12 protein-coding genes are annotated in these 13125 nt (G+C 69.8%); 6 read left to right on the top strand and 6 right to left on the bottom strand.

Going from position 1 to position 13125, the window contains the following annotated elements:
* Positions 1 to 65: 65 nt before the first annotated feature.
* Entirely contained in the window at positions 66 to 938 is an 873-nt protein-coding gene (locus GM656_RS05865) for an ABC transporter permease (RefSeq protein ID WP_162412737.1), read from the bottom strand.
* Positions 935 to 2002 carry an ABC transporter ATP-binding protein gene (locus tag GM656_RS05860; protein WP_162412736.1) on the bottom strand — a complete coding sequence of 356 codons (1068 nt, stop codon included), beginning with the start codon at positions 2000 to 2002 and terminating at the stop codon, positions 935 to 937. The genes GM656_RS05865 and GM656_RS05860 overlap by 4 nt, the downstream gene beginning before the upstream one ends.
* An 89-nt stretch (positions 2003 to 2091) precedes the next feature.
* On the opposite strand from GM656_RS05860, the gene GM656_RS05855 reads away from it, so the two are divergent.
* A complete protein-coding gene (locus GM656_RS05855; RefSeq protein WP_162412735.1) occupies positions 2092 to 2766 on the top strand; it encodes a helix-turn-helix domain-containing protein in 675 nt (224 codons plus the stop codon).
* On the opposite strand, the gene GM656_RS05850 is transcribed toward GM656_RS05855, so the two are convergent.
* From GM656_RS05850 to GM656_RS05840, 3 genes are all read right to left on the bottom strand, one after another.
* Positions 2763 to 3524, bottom strand: a complete 762-nt coding sequence (locus GM656_RS05850) for a DUF7001 family protein (protein ID WP_162412734.1) — start codon at positions 3522 to 3524, stop codon at positions 2763 to 2765. The two genes, GM656_RS05855 and GM656_RS05850, sit on opposite strands and share 4 nt — an antisense overlap.
* Before the next feature lie 161 nt (positions 3525 to 3685).
* Positions 3686 to 4174, bottom strand: coding sequence for an HTH domain-containing protein (locus GM656_RS05845; protein WP_162412733.1), 489 nt, complete (start codon positions 4172 to 4174; stop codon positions 3686 to 3688).
* Positions 4175 to 4346: 172 nt separating this feature from the next.
* On the bottom strand, positions 4347 to 5279 hold the full coding sequence (locus GM656_RS05840) for a sulfide-dependent adenosine diphosphate thiazole synthase (protein ID WP_162412732.1): 933 nt from the start codon (positions 5277 to 5279) through the stop codon (positions 4347 to 4349).
* A gap of 144 nt (positions 5280 to 5423) precedes the next feature.
* Between GM656_RS05840 and GM656_RS05835 the strand changes: the two genes are divergently transcribed.
* The gene (locus GM656_RS05835) at positions 5424 to 6845 is read left to right on the top strand and encodes a YjiH family protein (RefSeq protein ID WP_162412731.1); all 1422 of its coding nucleotides are present in this window, start codon (positions 5424 to 5426) and stop codon (positions 6843 to 6845) included.
* On the opposite strand, the gene GM656_RS05830 is transcribed toward GM656_RS05835, so the two are convergent.
* Positions 6840 to 7484: a helix-turn-helix domain-containing protein gene (locus GM656_RS05830; protein WP_162412730.1), complete on the bottom strand. Its 645-nt coding sequence runs from the start codon at positions 7482 to 7484 to the stop codon at positions 6840 to 6842. The two genes, GM656_RS05835 and GM656_RS05830, sit on opposite strands and share 6 nt — an antisense overlap.
* Before the next feature lie 81 nt (positions 7485 to 7565).
* On the opposite strand from GM656_RS05830, the gene hutU reads away from it, so the two are divergent.
* Genes hutU through hutH form a run of 4 tightly spaced genes read left to right on the top strand, consistent with a single transcriptional unit; the run spans position 7566 to position 13091 of the window.
* Positions 7566 to 9320, top strand: a complete 1755-nt coding sequence (hutU, locus tag GM656_RS05825; RefSeq protein ID WP_162412729.1) for a urocanate hydratase — start codon at positions 7566 to 7568, stop codon at positions 9318 to 9320.
* Entirely contained in the window at positions 9317 to 10240 is a 924-nt protein-coding gene (hutG, locus tag GM656_RS05820) for a formimidoylglutamase (protein ID WP_162412728.1), read from the top strand. Before hutU ends, hutG begins: the two co-directional genes overlap by 4 nt.
* Positions 10237 to 11496, top strand: a complete 1260-nt coding sequence (gene hutI, locus GM656_RS05815; RefSeq protein WP_162412727.1) for an imidazolonepropionase — start codon at positions 10237 to 10239, stop codon at positions 11494 to 11496. The genes hutG and hutI overlap by 4 nt, the downstream gene beginning before the upstream one ends.
* An 8-nt stretch (positions 11497 to 11504) precedes the next feature.
* Positions 11505 to 13091: a histidine ammonia-lyase gene (gene hutH / locus GM656_RS05810; protein ID WP_162412726.1), complete on the top strand. Its 1587-nt coding sequence runs from the start codon at positions 11505 to 11507 to the stop codon at positions 13089 to 13091.
* Positions 13092 to 13125: the final 34 nt, after the last annotated feature.

Genomic DNA, 13125 nt, shown 5'->3' with positions numbered 1-13125 from the left:
TCGGGGGAGGCCGGGAGGGCCGAAACACTTCCAGCGGATTCGGCGGGTAGGTCAGAGCGGCCCGATCACATCACCTCGGATCCCGTCGCACGGCCCATGAGCCAGACGGAGACGGCACCGAAGACGACATCGAGCGCACAGAGAACCGCGAGCGCCGGCACGAGGGTATCGGAGACGCCGCCGAACGCCGTCACCTCGACGACTGTCAGCACGTCCCGTCCGAGGACCAGCGCTCGAATCGCGTCGACGCCGTAGGTGACCGGATTGACCATGGCGACCACCTGCACCGCCTCTGGCAGCGACGACACGGGGAGGAACGCCGAGGAAAGAAACAGAAGCGGGAACAGGAGGAGGTTCCCGACGGCGTCGAGCGTCTCCTCGTCCCGGGTCACCACCGCGACGGCGTTCGAGAGCGCCATGTACCAGAGCGCGAAGAGGACACAGACGAGGGCGATGCCGAACAGCCCCACGAGTCCGGTCTCGACGGTGGCACCCATCGCCAATCCGAGACCGAAGATGACGAACACGTAACAGACGAGGCGGAACAGTTCGGCGGCGGCCTTGCCGGCGAGGACGGCGGTCCAGCGCATCGGCGAGACGGTCACCTTCTCGAACATCCCCGTCTGGAGGTCCTCGACCAGTCCGAGGCCAGAGGAGAGCGACGACGACATCGACACCTGGACGACGGCTGCGGGGAGGACGAAGGGGAGGTAGCCGACGCCCTCGAATCCGGCCCGTTCGATAGCGAGGGTGCCGACATCGCCGAAGACGGCCGTGAACATCAGCAGGGAGAACACCGCCATGAAGAGTTCGAGGAAGACGACGGTCGGATTCCGAATCGCCTTCCGGGCCCACCGCTTGAAATTGACCCAGATGTCTCCGACGAGGGAGTTTTCGACCGACCGCGACGGACCGGCGTCGACGCCCGCGGAACTCATCGTGTCCCTCCGGACGTCCCCGGCCCGGTCTCGCCGTCGTCCCCGACGTCGAAGCCGTCGGTTCGCCCGTCCGCGATGGCGAGAAAAACGTCGTCGAGCGTCGGTTCGTCCACGTCGAAACCGGTCACGGCGATGCCCGCCTCGTGGAGCGCAAGCAGGTAGTCCGTGCCGCGTTCGGCGGCGTCCGTCGTCGTCACCCGAACCGTGTCGTCGACGGTTTCGATCGTCGCGTCCGGACCGAAGCGCGTCCCCTCACGGGCCAGGTCGGCAGCCGTTTCGGCAGTCTCACGGCCGCCGTCCACGTCGACTTCGAGGATCTGACCGCCGACGCGGCGCTTCAGTTCGGCGGGCGACCCCGTCGCGGCGATGCGGCCGTCCCGGAGGACGGCGACGCGGTCACAGAGCGCGTCGGCTTCTTCGAGATACTGGGTCGTGAGGAATATCGTGGTCCCCGCCTCGTTGAGTCGGCGGAAGTGATCCCACAGGCGGTTTCGCGCCTTCGGGTCCATCCCCGTCGTCGGTTCGTCAAGGAAGACGAGGTCCGGGTCGTGGACGAGCGCCGTCACGGCGTCGAGTCGCTTCTTCATCCCACCGGAGAACCGTCCGGCGGGCGTGTCGGCGACATCTCCGAGGTCTGCGAGGTCGAGCAACTCTTCGATTCGCTCTGCTCGCCGACCGCGCGGGACGCCGTAAGCCTCGCAGGCAAAGGCGACGTTCTCTCGCGCCGTCAATTCCTCGTCGACGCTCACGTCCTGTGCCATGTATCCGATGGTCTCTCTGACCGCCGTCTGCGCCGCGGTCGCGTCGTGACTGTTGACGATGACTCCCCCCTCGGTCGGTTCCAGCAGCGTCGCCAACACCTTGACGGCAGTCGTCTTGCCGGCGCCGTTCGGCCCGAGAAATCCGAAGAACTCGCCGCGAGGGACGGTGAGCGTCACGTTCTGGACGGCTGTCGTTCCGTCCGCGTAGGTGACGCGGAGGCCGTCGGCACGTATCGCCGCCGTCGAAGCGGCGACCGCCCGGTCGGGCTCGCTCGCACCACGTTGCTGTTTCGGTTTCGCCATCGTCGTCAGCGTTGTCGCTCGCCGACACCGAGAGCATTCTGTGACGTATGAGAGGTGGATTTATATGACGATTCTGGCACAATTCGGACATGAAACATCTCCGGGTCACCGCTCGCGTTCCGCCCAACTACGCGCCGGAGTTCTTCGATCTGCTGGCGAACGACTCCGAAGTCAAGGAGTCGCGTATTATCGACTGGAATCGTACCTCCAAAGGGTGTGATACCGTGCTGTTCGCCATCGACGGCGACGCGACCCGGTTCGCCGACCGCGCGCCCTCGACGCCCGGCGTCGAATCGGTGACGCTCTCGGGGGCCAAGCGGCGACGGACGTACGCACTCGTCGAGAACCGGCCGCTGTCGATGCCGATGTTCGACGCGATACACGACGCCAGCACTCGGCTCGGCATCGTCGTCCTCAAGCCGCTCATCTATCGCGACGGCACGGTTTCCTGTCGCGTGGTCGGCGAAGCGGGGCCGCTGCAGGACGCCCTCGACGACGCGCCAGCGCCCATCGACGTACGGCTGGACAGCATCGGCGCCGTCAGCGATGGACTGGCGCAGCCGGCGTCCAAGCTCAGCGAGCGTCAGCGCCAGGCCGTGAAGACGGCCCTCGCCCTGGGATATTACGACCGGCCTCGCGGTGCGACCCACGAGGACGTGGCCGCCGAACTGGAGTGTGCCCCCGCGACGGTCAGCGACCACCTCCAGCGCGCCGAGGCGAAACTCGTCCGTGCTGTCATGGACGACTTCGGACCGACAGTCTAACGCCCGTAGCGGTCGGCGTGGCGCGGACAGAAGTCGGTGCCGCGCAACTGGGCGTCGACGACGCCGGGCTGGCGATGGGGGTTGTGGAGCCGACAGCCCTCGTCCTCGCAGAATGCCTCGCCGGTGTCGAGGTAGTGGTACGCCTGCAGGACGTAGCCCGTCAGCGCGTCGGTCGTGCGCGGGTCGTCGGCCACGAGGAAGTCGCCCTCGACCTCGGTTTCGAGCACCTCGCGGGGCGGCGCGTCGCCGGAGAGGAGGGCGTGTTTCTGCTGTTCCTTGTAGTACGCCTCGGGCTTGGCGGGCGCTTCGTACAGCCCCGGCACGGAGACAATGGCGGGCTGGCCGAGGACGGTCACGCGCTTGTGCCAGCGGCCGTCGTGGTCGCCCCAGGTCCCGACCACGCGGTCCAGCAGCGGGACGTGGAGGTGGTCGAGCGAGCGTTCGTCGGCGGGGAGTCGCTCGTGGAGCGCGCGCTGGACCGCCAGCCCGTCGTAGATGACGCCGCCGGCGCGCTCGGGCGAGTCCAGCGCCCGCTCCTCGTAGCGGACGATGCCCAGCATCGTGTTGCCCGTCTCCCGGTCGTGGGGCGAGAGCACGCGGGCCTCCGCGAACGATTCGGCGAGGTCCGAGTCGCCGTGCAGCGAGAGGAACCGATCCCGGACGGCGACGGCGGCATCGACGCGCTCGTCGAGCCACGCGGCGATCGCGTCTGCGTCGACCGCGGCCGTCGGCGCGCGGTACAGCGTGACGGACTCCATCGTATCGGCCGGTGGTATCGCTGAGTGATACCGTTTTCGCTCCCGCGTTTCTGTCCCGGCAGAGACTGGCGCAGTGGCATCCCCTGGTCTGGGATGACGGCGAGGCGGCGACAGGCGAGTGTGACGACCGCACGGATCCGGGCGTCGGAAGGCCAGCGGCGTCAGGCGGGGGATTCGTGGGGCAGTTCGGTGAGACCGCCTTCGAGCGCGTCGAGGAAGTCCGTGATCGACCAGTCCGAGGTACCGTCGGTACAGGGGTAGACGCCGAGCAGTTCGTCTCCCTCGTAGGCGGCGGCGACCAGCATCGGGGTGCGGAGCACCTCCTTGCTCCCGCCGACGAGCAGCGACGACGTGCGCGTCTCGAACGGCGGACGGAGGCTCAGGCCCCGCTCGCTCGCCCAGGTCTCGTAGCGCTCGACGGTGTCGAGAACGTCGCTGTGTACGCTGTGCTCCGACACGGCGATTTCCTCGGGCCAGGTCTGGATCTCCACGTCGTCGAGGACGCCCGCGGCACGGAGTTCGGTGAGTCGATCGATGACCGTCGTTCGCGGCCCACAGACCGGCCGACGACTCCACAGGCGGACCGTGACGGTGCCGGCTTCGACGTCGTCGAAGGGATCGTCGTCCGTCCGCTGCATCTTCTCAGGCATGGGTGGTAATTACACGCACTTTCTACCCGCTATAGCATAATTGTTGGTGTTAGTGCAATATTAGTGTCTGAATGTTCATTCTTGGCGGTGAAAATAGCCTAAATGTAAACTGCCAGAGGGCGGCACGGCGACGTGCCGCGACCGGGCCGTCCGTCGCGCGACGGCTGTGGGCTCAGTCGTCCGCGGGCGTCGCGGCGTCGCGGCTCGTGATGTCGACGGGGTCGGCGTCGACCTCCAGTTCGTCGAGCGCGACCTGGGCGGCGCGCTTGCCGGAGACGAGCATCGCGCCGAACGTCGGGCCCATGCGCGGGAGGCCGTACGTCGTCGCCGTGGCCATGCCCGTGACGACGAGGCCGTCGTGGGCGAGGCCGGTGTGCTCGACGACGGCGTCCTCGCTCTCGCCGACCCACATCGAGTCGTGGCCGGGCGAGTCGTGGCCGGGCGCGCCGTAGGTGTCGTCGCTCGTCTGGTCCATGCCGGAGTTGGACTTCGCGTCCTCGATGCCCGGGGCGTTCAGGACGCCGCGCTCGTCGAGTTTCTTGACGGCCATCGCGTCGTGGCCCGTCGCGTCGATGACGAGGTCCGCCTCGACGGCGATGGGGTCGACGCAGGTGATCTCGCGGGGCAGCGCGTGGACCGGCGTCCAGTTCATGACGATGCCGCCGACGCGGTGGTCCTCGCGGATGACGATGTCGGTGAACTCCGTCATGTTCTGCATCTTCGCGCCGGCGTCGCAGGCGGCCTTGATGAGGCCCGAACAGGCCTCCGGGCCGTTGGCGACGTAGAGGCCGTCGCTGTCCTTGGACTGCTTGTAGTCCACGTCGAGTTCGGAGAGGACCTGCTGGGCCGGGTCGCGCACCGTGACCTTGTTCATCAGGAAGCCGCCGAGCCAGAACCCGCCGCCGAGGTAGTTGTTCTTCTCGACGACCATCGTCTGGACGCCGCGCTCCGAGAGTTCCTTCGCGGCCATCAGCCCCGAAGGACCGCCCCCGACGATGATGACGTCGGAGTCGGAAAAGTCCATGAACTCCTCGGTCCACTCCTGGCCGATCGCGCGGGTCACTTCCGCCTCGCCAACGTCGCTGAACTGGTCGAAGTCGCTCATACCACTTAGTGATATTTTGTGGTGGTACAAAGTCGTTCTGATGCGGCGCGTCGCTCGCGCGGCCGGGCCGGCCGCCATTACGTATAAACCCACCCCCACACGGTGGTTTCAGGACTAACGGCCGAACAGGGGTAGTGTGTGGTAATGTCTACCGAAACCGGCGGGACGTACACGGTCGACACGGAACCGAGCGCCAGAGACATCGACGACATCGATCTCCACGAGTACGACGCGCGGCCGGTGGTGAAGTTCCTCGTCGCCTTCCTCGTCGGCGGCGTGTTCTTCCTCCTGCCCGTGCCCTATCAGGGCGAGGTCACGGTACCGTTCGACATCGTCGTCAGCGCGGTCACCGAGACGTTCCCGACCGCCGTCGGCGTCTACTCGCTTGCGATCATCGCCGCGGGCGGGGTACTGACGACGCTGGCGATGGTCGGCGACGAGGACGTCGCGGGCTACGACCTGTCGTACTTCGAGACCTCGGGCGTCTTCTGGGCGCTCCGGGTCGCCGGCCTGCTGCTCGCGCCCGTGATGTTTCTCAAGCTCGGCCCCGAGTGGCTCCACACGCCGGGCACCGGCGGCCTGATGTGGGGGACGCTCGTCTACAGCGTCGGCGTCATCATCCCCATCGGCGCTGTCTTCATCACCATCTTCGTCGAACTCGGCGGCCTGGAGTTCGTCGGGACGCTCGCCCGCCCCGTCATGCGCCCGCTGTTCAAGGTGCCCGGCCGGGCTGCGCTCGACAGCCTCGCCTCGTGGGTCGGCTCCTACAGCGTCGGCCTCTACGTGACGCGGAACGTCTTCGAACAGGGCGGCTACCACAAGCGCGACGTGTTCACCATCGCGACGTGCTTCTCGACGGTGTCCATCGGCTTCGTCGGCGTCGTCGCCGCCACGCTGGAGATGCTGCCCCAGTTCCCGCTGATCTTCGGCGCGTACTTCCTCTGTGTCGTCGTCACCGGGGCCATCCTCGTCCGTCTCCCGCCCATCTCGACGATGCCGGAGGAGTACATCGCCGAGCCGGACCCGGAGGTCGCGTTCTCCGGGTCGCCGACGGACTACGTCAGGCTCGCGATCAGCGAGGCCGTCGGGAAGGCCGCGGAGGGCGAGACGTTCGCGCAGGCGGCGAAGCGCGGCTTCGTCGACGGGCTGAAGCTGACGAGTCTCATTCTCGGTACCATCCTCGCAGTCGGCCTCGCGGCCACGCTCCTGTCGGCGCACACGCCGGTGTTCGACATCCTCGGTCGCCCGCTGACGCCGATCATCGCGGCGCTCGGCATCCCGAACGCCGAGGTGGTCGCGCCCGCGACCATCGTCGGCATCACCGAGATGTACGTCCCTGTCCTGCTGGTGACCGAGACGGCGACGAAGGCGAAGTTCTTCGTCGGCGTCCTCGCCGTCTCCCAGCTCATCTTCTTCTCCAGCGTCGGCCCGATGATGATGGACATGTTCAGCGACGTCCCCATCCGCTTCCGTGACCTCGTCGCGCTGTTCGTCATGCGGACGGTCATCCTCGTCCCGCTCGTCGCCGGCATCACCCACGCGCTGGCCGCGCTGGGCTTCCTATAGGTACTCCACCAGCGCCTCGGCCAGCTTCTTCTCCGCCCGTCGCAGGTGGTCCTCCGCGGTTCGGCGCTGCACGCCCACGCGCTCCGCGACGGCCTCGGTCGTCGTCTCGCGGGGCAGTTCGTAGTACCCGTCCTCGTACGCCGCCAGGAACACCTCGCGCTGGCGCGGCGAGAGGTCCGGGAGCACCGCGCCGACCGTCAGCAGCGGGGCGTCCGGCGTCACCGACTGCACCTCGCGCTTGGACTCGACCGTCACGTCGAACTCGGCGGCCAGCGAGCGGTACACCCCCGACAGCGAGTCGGCGCTGAGCGCCAGCGCCCGGACCAGCTTCCCGCCCTCCGCGTACTTCAGCGGCGGGACGAGCAGACACCCCTCGCTCGCCAGGTAGCGCTCGACGTTGTTGTCGAGGTGGGATTTCAGGCAGTCCTCGGTGACGAGCACCTGTTCGTCGCCCTTCTCCAGGCGCTCGCCGATACCGACCGTCTCGCGCACCTCGGCGAGCACGGCGTCCGCGTCGCGGCCGCTGACGTGCAGCAGGTCGCTGTGGTCGTTGCACCACAGCTCGACGACGGTCCCGGTCCCGTCCGTCGCCGCCTCGTAAGCTCCGTCGCCGTACACCCGGAACACCGCCTCGTACATAGCTATCGTTTCACAGGGATATTTAAAAACACTTCCGAGCGGTGCGGGGTCGCTATCACGCTCGCGACCCTTTGTCGTGGTATGGCACAGCAGTCAGCACCCGACGACGCGAACGGCATCGGCACTCCCTCCGAGCAGTGGCGCGAGTACCGGGGCGCGCCCACCGGGACGGACATCGAGTGCGAGGGGTGGCGACAGGAGGCCGCCCTCCGGATGCTGAACAACAATCTCGACCCCGAGGTGGGCGAGCGGCCCGAGGACCTCGTCGTCTACGGCGGTACCGGCCGCGCGGCCCGCTCGTGGGACGCCTACGACGCGATCATGGACGAACTCCGGGACCTCGGCGACACCGAGACGCTGCTGGTCCAGAGCGGCAAGCCGGTCGGCCGCTTCGAGACCCACGAGCGAGCGCCCCGCGTCCTCATCGCCAACTCCAACCTCGTCGGGAAGTGGGACACCTGGGAGCACTTCCACGAACTCGAAGCGAAGGGCCTCATCATGTACGGCCAGATGACCGCGGGCTCGTGGGCCTACATCGGCACCCAGGGCATCATCCAGGGGACCTACGAGACGCTGGCCGCCCTCGCGCGCGAGCACTACCCGGGCAACGACGGCCTGCGCGGGAAAATCGTCGTCACCGGCGGCCTCGGCGGGATGGGCGGCGCACAGCCGCTCGCGGTGACGATGAACCACGGCGTCTGCATCGCCGCCGAGGTCGACGAGGAGCGCATCGACCGCCGCATCGAGACGGGCTACTGCCAGGAGAAGACCGACGACTTGGACGAGGCCATCGAGCGCGCCCGCGAGGCCGCCGACAACGGCGAGCCCTACAGCGTCGGCGTCCACGCGAACGCCGCCGACATGCTGGAGGCGATGCTCGAACGGGACTTCGTTCCGGACGTGGTCACCGACCAGACCAGCGCCCACGACGAACTCGAGGGCTACTACCCGTCGGGCCACACCGTCGCGGAGGCCGACGCCCTCCGCGAGCGTGACCCCGAGACCTACGTCGAGGAGAGCCTCGACACGATGGAGCGCCACGTCGATGGCATCCTCGAGATGCAAGAGCGCGGCGCGATCGCCTTCGAGTACGGCAACAACATCCGGGGGCAGGTCGAAGACCACCGCGACCTCGACGCGGCCTTCGACTTCCCCGGCTTCGTCCCGGCGTACATCCGCCCGCTGTTCTGCGAGGGGAAGGGGCCCTTCCGCTGGGCCGCGCTCTCGGGAAACCCCGCGGACATCCACCGGACCGACGAGGCCGTCAAGGAGTTGTTCCCAGAAAAGGACGACCTGCACCGCTGGATCGACCTCGCACAGGAGCGGGTGTCGTTTCAGGGCCTCCCCTCGCGCGTGTGCTGGCTCGGCTACGCGACCGAGGACGGCCTGACCGAGCGCGCCCGCTTCGCCCTGCGCATCAACGAACTGGTCGCCGACGGCGAGATCTCCGCGCCCGTCGTCGTCACGCGCGACCACCTCGACGCCGGGAGCGTCGCCTCGCCGAACCGCGAGACGGAGGCGATGAAGGACGGGTCCGACGCGGTCGCGGACTGGCCCATCCTGAACGCCCTGCTGAACTGCGCGGCCGGCGCGGACATCGTCAGCGTCCACGACGGCGGCGGCGTGGGCATCGGCAACGCCCTGCACACCAACAACCACGTCGTCCTCGACGGGTCCGACCTCGCCGCCGAGAAGGCCCGGCGCGTGTTCACCACGGACCCCGGCATGGGCGTGATCCGCCACGCCGACGCCGGCTACGAGGTCGCCGAGGACGTGGCCGACGCCCACGGCGTGGCCGTCCCGATGCGCGACCGCGAGGACGAGCGCGAGCGATGACGGGACTGACCGACCCCGCGCCGTGGGAGGGGCCGTCGAGCGACCCGAACGACGAGCAGTTCGGCGACGTGGTCGAGGCGGCCGACCTCGACAGCGCCGGCGAGTACGACGCCGTGCTGGTGGGCGAACCCTACGACGGAGCCGTCATCGGTCGCCCGGGTGCGCGAGAGGGGCCGGCGGCCATCCGCCGCGAACTCGCCGGGACGAAGACCCACCACGTCGAGCGCGGCGCGGTCGACTCCGTCGCGGACCTCGGCGACGTGGAGATTCCGCCCGGCGGCGTCGAGCGCGTCCAGAACGCCGTCCGATCGGTGACCACCGATATCCACGCGACGAACACCGTGCCCGTGTTCCTCGGCGGCGACAACTCCCTGACGGTCCCCAACGCCGCGCCCCTGTTGACGCACTCGACCGTGGGGGCGATCAGCTTCGACGCGCACCTCGACTGCCGGGCGGTCCGGGACGCCCCGACCAGCGGGACGCCGTACCGACAGCTCCACCGCGCCGGCCTCGACACGCTGGCCGTCGTCGGCGCGCGCCACTTCGAGACCTCGACGGCGTACCACGACTACCTCGCCGAGCAGGGCGGGCGCGTCCTGCCGCCAGACGCCGTGGGCGGTGACCCGCTCGGCGCGGTCGACGAGGCGCTGGCCGCGCTGGGCGACGTGGACGCCGTCTACGTCAGCCTCGACCTCGACGTGCTGGAGGCGGCGGCCGCGCCCGGCGTGAGCGCGCCGACACCCGGCGGCCTCACGACTCGAGAGCTGTTTCGGATGCTCGGCCGCGTGGCCGGCGACCCCCGCGTGGCGGGCTTCGAGGTCGTCGAGTGCGCGCCGCCGCTGGACGACGGGACCCGGACGGCCCGCGTCGGTGCCCGCGCCGTCGCGCACTTCCTCTCCGGACTGGGGGCGGCCCGATGACCGGCCTCGACGCCGTGGTCCACGGCGCGAACGAACTCGTGGTCGGCCCGGACGAGCGCGGCCGCGGCCTCGAAACCGTCTCGGACGGCGCGCTCGCCGTGGTCGACGGGTCGGTGGCCGCCGTCGGGCCGACCGAGGAGGTGACGCGGGAGTACCCGCCGGAGAACGCCGCCACCGCCGTCGACGCGAGCGGGCGGGCCGTCCTGCCGGGATTCGTCGACCCGCACACCCACGCGCTGTTCGCCGGGGACCGCTCCGACGAGTTCGCCGCGAAACTGCGCGGGAAGTCCTACCAGGACATCCTCGCCGAGGGCGGGGGCATCCTCCGGACGGTCCGCGCCGTCAGGGAGGCCGACGACGAGACGCTCCTCTCGAACCTCCTCGGCCATCTCGATACGATGCTCGCCCACGGGACGACGACGGTGGAGGTGAAGTCTGGCTACGGCCTCGACACCGAGACGGAGCTTCGGATGCTGCGGGTCGCCGAGCGCGCGGACGACGCCCACCCGGTCGACGTGGTGCCGACCTTCATGGGCGCACACGCCGTGCCGGAGGGCCGCGACGCCGACGAGTACGTCGACGAGGTCGTCGACGAGCAGATACCGGCCGTCGAATCGCAGGGGATCGCCGAGTTCTGCGACGTGTTCTGCGAGGAGGGCGTCTTCTCCGTCGCGCAGTCCCGCCGCGTCCTCGACGCGGGGCGGGAGGCCGGGCTGACGCCGAAGGTCCACGCCGAGGAACTGGCGCATCTCGGCGGGACCCAGTTGGCGGCCGAACTCGGGGCCGCGAGCGCCGACCACCTCCTGCACGCCACTGACGACGACATCGCGGCGCTGGTCGAGGCGGGCGTGACGCCCGTTCTCCTGCCCGGGACGGCGTTCGGCCTCGGAGCCGAGTACGCCGACGCCGAGGCGTTCCTCGACGCCGGTGCGCCCGCGGCCGTCGCGACGGACTTCAATCCGAACTGCCACAGCCACAGCGTGGGGTTCGCGCTGTCGCTGTCCTGCGTCGAGATGGGGCTGACGCCGGCCGAGGCGCTGATCGCCGGGACGCGCAACGCCGCGCTCGCGCTCGACCGCACCGACGGTCTCGGAACGCTCCGCGCGGGCGCGCCGGGCGACGCGCTCGTGCTCGACGCGCCGACGCACGTCCACGTCCCCTACCAGTACGGGACGAACGTCGTCGACACCGTCCTCAAGGGCGGCGCGGTCGTCGCAGAGAGCGGTACCCCAACGTATCAGTCCTCGGGGCCGTAGTGGGTAGCATGCCAGACGACACCACGGCCGAGGTCGTCCTCGACGGGGAATCGCTCTCCCCCGCCGACGTGGTCGCCGTCGCGCGGGACGACGCGACCGTCGCGATCGCCGACGCGGCCCGCGAGGAGATCCGGGCGTCCCGCGAGCGCGTCGAGAGCGTCCTGGGGAGCGGCGAGGCGGTGTACGGCGTCAACACCGGCTTCGGCGACCTCGTGGACGAGCGAATCCCGGCCGACGAACTCGAAGCCCTCCAAGCGAACCTCCTGCGGAGCCACGCCGCCGGCGTCGGCCGCGAACTCACTCGCGAGGAGGTCCGCGCGGCGACGGTGGCCCGCGCGAACACGCTCGCGAAGGGCTACTCCGGCGTCCGCGAGGCGGTGGTGGACCTGCTGGTGGCGATGCTGAACGCTGGCGTCACGCCCGTCGTCCCCTCGCGGGGCAGCCTCGGCGCGAGCGGCGACCTCGCGCCCCTCGCCCACCTCTCGCTGGTCTGCATCGGGGAGGGCGAGGCAGACGTCGACGGCGAGCGACTCGACGGCGCTGACGCGCTCGCGGCCGCCGGACTGGAGCCGGTGACCCTGCGGGCCAAGGAGGGACTGGCGCTCGTCAACGGGACGCAGGTGACGGTCGGCCTGGCCGCGCTCGCCCTCGTTGACGCCGAGCGGCTGGTGAGCGCCGCCGACGTGGCCGGCGCGCTCTCGACGGAGGTGACGCTGGCCTCGACGGTCCCGTCCCACGAGGCCGTCAGCGCCGTGCGGCCCCACGCGGGCCAGGCCGCGAGCGCGCGGAACGTCCGCCGCCTCACCGCCGACTCCGACGTGGTCGAGTCCCACCGGAACTGCGACCGCGTGCAGGACGCCTACTCCTTCCGCTGTCTCCCGCAGGTCCACGGCGCGGTCCGTGACGCCGTCTCGCACCTCCGCGAGGCCGTCGAAGTCGAACTCAACAGCGCGACTGACAATCCGCTGGTGTTCGCCCGCGATCGAGTCGACGACCGGGCCTCGGGGACCGACAGCGCGGCCGTGCTCTCGGGCGGAAACTTCCACGGCGCGCCGCTCGCGCTCCGCCTCGACTACCTCGTGAGCGCGCTCACCGAACTCGCCGCCATCTCGGAGCGCCGCGTCGACAGGCTGCTCAATCCGAACCTCCAGGAGTCCCACCTCCCGCCGTTTCTCACGGCCGACAGCGGCGTCCGCTCGGGCTACATGATCGCCCAGTACACCGCCGCGGCGCTGGTCAACGAGTGCCGGTCGCTCGGCCGCCCCTCGATGGACAACACGCCCGTCAGCGGCAATCAGGAGGACCACGTCAGCATGAGCGCGCAGTCGGCCCTGTTCGCCCGGCGCGCGGTCCGAAACGTCGCGTCCGTCCTCGGCGTCGAACTCTGCTGCGGGGCGCAGGCGGCCGAGTTCGTCGACGACGGCCTCGCCCTCGGCGTCGGGTCGGCGGCGGCCTACGACGCCGTCCGCGAGGTCGTCCCGCCGCTGACCGAGGACCGGCCGGTCCACGATGACATCGAGGCCGCGAGCGCTCTCGCCGAGTCGGCGGCGTTCGCGGGCCGCGTGGCGGCGGCGCTCGACGGCGACCTTGAGTGAGGCGGACGACCGTCCCGCGGCGGCCGCCGCGGTC

The organism is Haloarcula salina (assembly GCF_010119195.1).
Lineage (GTDB): Archaea > Halobacteriota > Halobacteria > Halobacteriales > Haloarculaceae > Haloarcula > Haloarcula salina.
Note: the sequence above shows the minus strand (reverse complement) of the source record. Positions and strands in the feature narration are given on the sequence as shown.

What these genes read in the sequence shown, in the direction of transcription:
- GM656_RS05865 (WP_162412737.1), bottom strand. Translation starts at nt 938, where the DNA reads ATGAGTTCCGCGGGCGTCGACGCCGGTCCGTCGCGGTCGGTCGAAAAC.
- GM656_RS05860 (WP_162412736.1), bottom strand. Translation starts at nt 2,002, where the DNA reads ATGGCGAAACCGAAACAGCAACGTGGTGCGAGCGAGCCCGACCGGGCG.
- GM656_RS05855 (WP_162412735.1), top strand. Translation starts at nt 2,092, where the DNA reads ATGAAACATCTCCGGGTCACCGCTCGCGTTCCGCCCAACTACGCGCCG.
- GM656_RS05850 (WP_162412734.1), bottom strand. Translation starts at nt 3,524, where the DNA reads ATGGAGTCCGTCACGCTGTACCGCGCGCCGACGGCCGCGGTCGACGCA.
- GM656_RS05845 (WP_162412733.1), bottom strand. Translation starts at nt 4,174, where the DNA reads ATGCCTGAGAAGATGCAGCGGACGGACGACGATCCCTTCGACGACGTC.
- GM656_RS05840 (WP_162412732.1), bottom strand. Translation starts at nt 5,279, where the DNA reads ATGAGCGACTTCGACCAGTTCAGCGACGTTGGCGAGGCGGAAGTGACC.
- GM656_RS05835 (WP_162412731.1), top strand. Translation starts at nt 5,424, where the DNA reads ATGTCTACCGAAACCGGCGGGACGTACACGGTCGACACGGAACCGAGC.
- GM656_RS05830 (WP_162412730.1), bottom strand. Translation starts at nt 7,484, where the DNA reads ATGTACGAGGCGGTGTTCCGGGTGTACGGCGACGGAGCTTACGAGGCG.
- hutU (WP_162412729.1), top strand. Translation starts at nt 7,566, where the DNA reads ATGGCACAGCAGTCAGCACCCGACGACGCGAACGGCATCGGCACTCCC.
- hutG (WP_162412728.1), top strand. Translation starts at nt 9,317, where the DNA reads ATGACGGGACTGACCGACCCCGCGCCGTGGGAGGGGCCGTCGAGCGAC.
- hutI (WP_162412727.1), top strand. Translation starts at nt 10,237, where the DNA reads ATGACCGGCCTCGACGCCGTGGTCCACGGCGCGAACGAACTCGTGGTC.
- hutH (WP_162412726.1), top strand. Translation starts at nt 11,505, where the DNA reads ATGCCAGACGACACCACGGCCGAGGTCGTCCTCGACGGGGAATCGCTC.